Annotated in this window: 6 protein-coding genes and 1 tRNA gene; all 7 read right to left on the bottom strand. The window is 60.1% G+C overall.

All coding sequences use genetic code 11. From position 1 onward, the window contains the following. Positions 1-142 precede the first annotated feature (142 nt). A tRNA-Pro gene (locus L0H65_RS14620) sits at positions 143-217 on the bottom strand. Positions 218-317: 100 nt separating this feature from the next. Further along, complete coding sequence (locus L0H65_RS14615) at positions 318-1,403, bottom strand: MerR family transcriptional regulator (RefSeq protein WP_301459783.1); 1,086 nt, start codon at positions 1,401-1,403, stop codon at positions 318-320. A gap of 13 nt (positions 1,404-1,416) precedes the next feature. Further along, complete coding sequence (gene ihfA / locus L0H65_RS14610; RefSeq protein ID WP_301459782.1) at positions 1,417-1,719, bottom strand: integration host factor subunit alpha; 303 nt, start codon at positions 1,717-1,719, stop codon at positions 1,417-1,419. Between the two features lie 107 nt (positions 1,720-1,826). Further along, the gene (locus tag L0H65_RS14605) at positions 1,827-2,801 is read right to left on the bottom strand and encodes a beta-ketoacyl-ACP synthase III (RefSeq protein ID WP_301459781.1); all 975 of its coding nucleotides are present in this window, start codon (positions 2,799-2,801) and stop codon (positions 1,827-1,829) included. Beyond that, on the bottom strand, positions 2,798-3,931 hold the full coding sequence (gene plsX, locus L0H65_RS14600) for a phosphate acyltransferase PlsX (protein WP_301459780.1): 1,134 nt from the start codon (positions 3,929-3,931) through the stop codon (positions 2,798-2,800). The genes L0H65_RS14605 and plsX overlap by 4 nt, the downstream gene beginning before the upstream one ends. Positions 3,932-3,954: 23 nt before the next feature. Further along, on the bottom strand, positions 3,955-4,161 hold the full coding sequence (gene rpmF, locus L0H65_RS14595; RefSeq protein ID WP_301459779.1) for a 50S ribosomal protein L32: 207 nt from the start codon (positions 4,159-4,161) through the stop codon (positions 3,955-3,957). A 218-nt stretch (positions 4,162-4,379) separates the two neighbouring features. Then, on the bottom strand, positions 4,380-4,903 hold a 524-nt coding region (locus tag L0H65_RS14590; protein ID WP_301459778.1), incomplete at its 5' end, for a DUF177 domain-containing protein.

Below are 4,903 nucleotides of genomic sequence, written 5' to 3'. Positions count from 1 at the left end.
CGGTCGCGACGAGTTTGCGCACAAGCGCCCGGACTGGGCACGACACAAGGCCGGTTGCTTGATGCTGTCATGCAGCTCGTGAGCAACGCGCGCTGACCTGGCACGGCAGCAGCAACTGCGTGCCATCTGCTGGAGCTGGTTTTGGTGGCCCCGGCGAGATTCGAACTCACGACCTTTCGTCCCCCAGACGAACGCGCTACCATGCTGCGCTATAGCCCGACACAGGGCTTTCATACTGATATTCCGCGCAGGAGCAAGCCTGAAATCCTGATATCGCGCGGCATTCGGCGTCGAAGACGCGCAGGCGCGAACCTGCGTCAGCGACGTGGCACGCGGCCCAAATCGCCAACCCGGTCGCGCAAGGCTTGCAAGCGGTTCAACAGCGCCTGTGCGGTATCGCGTTTTGAAAGCAGCGCCCCGCGCGGAAGGGCGCGCAGGTCAGCAGCAAGCCAATCGACGGCAACGGGTTGATCCGGGAGTGCAAATTCCGGCAAAGTGCGTTTTGTGGATTCCGCTTGCGACGGCGTGACGGTTTGCGGTGGTGCTGTCGCGTGTTCCGAGTCCAGCGACGGATCGGTTGATTCGCTGTCGTCGGGCAGATCGAACCCGACATCATCGGTGTCCCGGATATCCAAGTCACCGACTGGCCCGGCAGACAGCGCCAGATCATCATCGGCGGCGGCACCTGTGTCATGTGGGGGCGTGGTGAACGGCCAATTGTCTGACGCGGCTTCGCTGTGGACCCGATTCTCTACGTCGCGTTCGGGTACGTCTTCTGGGTCGGCGGTGAAGATATTTTCAACTTCCGGTGCGAACAGGTCATCGGCGGCGGTGCCCTGGTTGCTGCCCTGAGAAGGGTCATCGGCAGTGTCGGAGGCTGAAAATGGTCCTTCTGAAACCGCCTCCTCCTCACGAGGCTCGTCGAACGGGTTGTCTGCGACTTTTGCGGCGATGTCAGGTGCGGCAGGCTCGGCCTCATCGGAACCATCATCAGGGTTGGGCGGCGGTGCCTTCTGCACGATTGGTGCGCTTGCAGGAAAAAGCGGGATTGGCGCGAAGGATCTTGGTGCTTCGGCCAGATCATCTGCGGCACCAGCTGCGTCGAGATCGACAAAGCCTGCCTCTGCAGTTTCCTCTTCCGACAGATCAGAGACGAACTTAACCCCCTGCTCACGCAGGATTTTCTGGACGCCGCGAATGGTCATCCCTTCTTCGTGCAGCAAGCGCCGGATACCCGACAGCAGCGCCATGTCAGACGGGCGGTAATACCGACGGCCACCGGCGCGCTTGACGGGTTTTATCTGCGGAAAACGGCTTTCCCAGAAACGCAGGACATGGGCGGGCGTTTCCAACAGTTCAGCGACTTCGCTGATCGTTCGGAATGCATCGGGAGATTTGCTCATCAAGCCTCTCGTTTCAGCCTTTGGTGCCGGATGCCACACGATCTTTCATCAGATGCGACGGGCGAAAGGTCAGGACACGGCGCGGAGAGATCGGAACTTCATCCCCGGTTTTCGGATTTCGGCCGATGCGGGCGGTCTTGTCACGGATCGAAAACGTGCCGAAGGACGATATCTTCACCGTATCCCCCGCAGCCAACGCATCCGAAACATGCTGCAACACACTTTCAACCAGCGTCGCGGATTCATTGCGCGATAACCCGACTTCGCGGAATACCGCTTCGCTCAGGTCCATGCGCGTCAAAGTCTTGTCACTCATTCCATCCCCCCATTTTTTCCAGCAGGATGCGCGGTTTGAAAACTCAAGTCAATATCAGAGACTTGCAGGCGGGAGCTACAATGCGAAATCAGGTGGATTTCCGCAGGTTACCAGCGCATCACGACAGCACCCCAGGCCAGACCACCGCCGATCGCTTCCACCACGACAAGTTGTCCCGGCTTGATCTGACCGCGTTCGACCCCGACCGAAAGCGCCAGCGGGATGGAGGCAGCGGACGTGTTGCCGTGATCCTGCAAGGTGACAACAACCCGCCCCATCGGCACATGCATCCGGGCGGCGGTGGCGGTGATAATACGCAGATTGGCCTGATGCGGCACGATCCAATCCACGTCCTTGCCCGTCAGCCCCAGCTTTTCCAAGGCGGTTTCAGCCGTTGTCGCAAGTTTTTCAACGGCTTGGCGGAACAGCGGATTACCCTGCATCCGCAGTTTTCCGGATTGCCCCGTGGTCGACACGCCGCCATCGACATAGAGCATTTCGCGGTAACGCCCGTCAGAATTCAGGTCAGAACCCAGCACGCCGCGATCATCGGTGGTGCCGGTCCCAACTGTGGCTTCCAGAATCACGGCACCTGCACCATCGCCAAACAGAACGCAGGTGGAACGGTCAGTCCAATCCATGATCCGGCTGAAGGTTTCGGCCCCGATCACCAACACCCGCTTTGCCTGTCCCGACAGGATCAGCGCATTGGCATTGGTCAGCGCAAAGACGAAACCGGCACAGACCGCCTGCACGTCAAAGGCAAAGCCCCGCGTCATTCCCAGTTTTTGCTGAACCATGGTGCCGACGGACGGAAAGGTCAGATCCGGGGTGGAGGTGGCAACGATGATCGCGTCGATCTGGTCAACGCTCATCCCGGCATTTTCCAGCGCGGCCAGCGCGGCTTTCACCGCCAGATCAGAGGTGGTTTCACCTTCGGCGGCAAAATGGCGGCGTTCAATACCGGAGCGGGTACGAATCCATTCGTCAGTGGTGTCAAGCGTCGCCTCGAATTCGGAATTCGGCACCACGCGTTCGGGCAAATAATGCCCAACACCTTTCACAACGGAACGAATCGTCATGTCTGCCCACCAATCCCGCTGCCTGCATCCCCAACCGCATCTTGCCCCGCGCGCTCTGCGGATGCAACGCGTGCGGCAAGCCGTTCGTTGAAGCCGGATTTGGCCAATTCGAACGCAAGCCGGATTGCCGCCGAAACTCCGGTGGCATCGGCGGAGCCATGCGATTTGACGACGGTGCCGTTCAGCCCCAGAAACACGCCGCCGTTGACCTGTCGCGGGTCCATCCGTTTGCGCAACCGACGCAGGGAACCGATCGCAAGCAAGGCGGCGAATTTCGACAGCAGGCTGGCGTTGAACGCCTCGCGCATGAAATCGGCCAGCAGTTTTGCGGTGCCTTCGCCGGTTTTCAGCGCGATATTGCCGTTGAACCCATCGGTCACGATCACATCCACTCGGTCGCCGGGAATATCGCCGCCCTCAACAAAGCCGACAAATTCGAAATCGCCCACGGCGGCGACCGCGCCCATCGCTTCAAACGCCTGTTTCAGCTCAGGTCGGCCCTTGTTTTCCTCAGTGCCGACATTGAGCAAACCAACGCGCGGCCGCTTCAGGTGCAAGCCGTTGCGGGCATAGGCCGCCCCCATCGTCGCATATTGCAGCAAATCCTCGGGGTCAGCCTTCACATCGGCGCCGACATCCAGCATCACATTGAAGCCGCCAGGATTGCGTGAGGGCCAGAGGCAGGCGATGGCGGGGCGATTGATGCCGGGGATTTTGCGCAGGCGGATCATTGACACCGCCATCAGCGCACCGGTGTTGCCGCAAGACACCGCAACTGTGGCCTCACCCAGTTTCACGCTTTCGATACAGGACCACATTGACGTGCCCTCACCATTGCGCATCACCTGGCTCGGTTTGTCTTCCATCGACACCGTACGAGGTGCGTGGCGCAGCACACAGCGGCCCGTGAGTTCGGGATGTTTGGCGACCAGCGGCGCCAAAACCGCCTCATCCCCATGCAGAATGAAGCCAATCTCAGGATTCTTCTCTGCCGACAGCACAAGACCCGCGACAACAGCCACAGGCCCACGGTCACCGCCCATGGCGTCAACCGAAATGACGATTTGCTTGACAGCTTGCCCGTTCGGGCGCTGGTCAGATGTCACAGATTTGTCTGTGCTTGTCGTCATGCATCAGGGCGAAGACGAACGGCTTACGCCGCGTCCTCGTCCATATCGGTGTCTTCGACCTTGGCGATGACCTCGCGTGCGTCATAGTGACCGCAGGCACTGCAAACGTGATGCGGGCGCTTCAACTCACCACAATTGGAGCATTCGGCGGGGTTGGATGCGACCAGCGCATCATGCGCGCGGCGCATGTTGCGCTTGGATTTGGTGACTTTGTTCTGCGGGACAGCCATGTCTCGACCTCGGGTTTTTGAGGGGCAAGCCCCTGATTTTCCTTTGGGATCGGACGGTTACCCATGTTTTTGGGCGTGCCTGATCCACACTGTAAACGAAGCGCGGAACATACTGCGATTCCCGCCGCATGCAAGCCCTATCTCAGGGCTTTTGCCGATGTTGTTTCATATGCGCCTTTCACGCGGAAATCCACCCCATGCCGGTGCCCCGTGCAACCCTATTGTGCATCCGGGTTTTCCAGTTTGGATTTCAACCCGGCCAATCCGGCAAATGGTTTCAGGTCGCCGTCCTTGAGAGGCTCGGTTCCGGGGGCGGCAAATTGTGCCTGTTCCAGCACGGCGCCCGGCGCACGCGGGGAGGCAGGCAGGGCGAGCGACAGAGCTTCTGTCGCGACGTGGCCCGCGTCGATCACCTCGGGCAAGGGTTCGTTGTTGTCATCCTCCGGCATCTCCATCTCATCGCCCTCGGGCAATTCCATATTCGCGAGGTAAATTCGCATGACATCTACATGCAAAATGGTTTCGACCGGCTCCAGCGTGATCGAGCAGGGCTGTTCCACCACCGCATCCAGAACCGCCTCCAGCACGAAATCATGCCGACCCTTGGGCGCGATCACCCCGGAAAACCGCAGTTTGGGCAGTGCGGTGAGGCCAAGAAAACCGGCAATTGCGCGCCGCTCTGCGGCAGCCGGGGTCAGATCAAAACGGTTCGGCTTGCGGCTGGACAGGCCGGCTACCCGGT

The organism is Pseudorhodobacter sp. (assembly GCF_030452865.1).
Lineage (GTDB): Bacteria > Pseudomonadota > Alphaproteobacteria > Rhodobacterales > Rhodobacteraceae > Pseudorhodobacter.
This window is presented reverse-complemented; position numbering and strand designations above follow the sequence as displayed.

Bases quoted from the DNA above. Each gene is read 5' to 3' on its own strand.
- L0H65_RS14605 (WP_301459781.1), bottom strand. From the start codon at position 2,801: ATGACGATTCGTTCCGTTGTGAAAGGTGTTGGGCATTATTTGCCCGAA.
- L0H65_RS14615 (WP_301459783.1), bottom strand. From the start codon at position 1,403: ATGAGCAAATCTCCCGATGCATTCCGAACGATCAGCGAAGTCGCTGAA.
- plsX (WP_301459780.1), bottom strand. From the start codon at position 3,931: ATGACGACAAGCACAGACAAATCTGTGACATCTGACCAGCGCCCGAAC.
- rpmF (WP_301459779.1), bottom strand. From the start codon at position 4,161: ATGGCTGTCCCGCAGAACAAAGTCACCAAATCCAAGCGCAACATGCGC.
- ihfA (WP_301459782.1), bottom strand. From the start codon at position 1,719: ATGAGTGACAAGACTTTGACGCGCATGGACCTGAGCGAAGCGGTATTC.